1 rRNA gene is annotated in these 255 nt (G+C 52.2%); it reads right to left on the bottom strand.

The features are described from left to right. Position 1 precedes the first annotated feature (1 nt). Positions 2 to 255 (bottom strand): 16S ribosomal RNA (locus M3166_RS19615); the annotation flags it as partial.

Genomic DNA, 255 nt, shown 5'->3' on the forward strand with positions numbered 1-255 from the left:
TGCTCCATCAGACTTTCGTCCATTGTGGAAGATTCCCTACTGCTGCCTCCCGTAGGAGTCTGGGCCGTGTCTCAGTCCCAGTGTGGCCGATCACCCTCTCAGGTCGGCTACGCATCGTTGCCTTGGTAAGCCGTTACCTCACCAACTAGCTAATGCGCCGCGGGTCCATCTTATAGTGACAGCCGAAACCGTCTTTCAACTTCAAAACATGTGTTAAAAAGTATTATTCGGTATTAGCCCCGGTTTCCCGGAGTT

Origin of the sequence: Solibacillus isronensis (genome assembly GCF_023715405.1) — a bacterium.
Lineage (GTDB): Bacteria > Bacillota > Bacilli > Bacillales_A > Planococcaceae > Solibacillus > Solibacillus isronensis_B.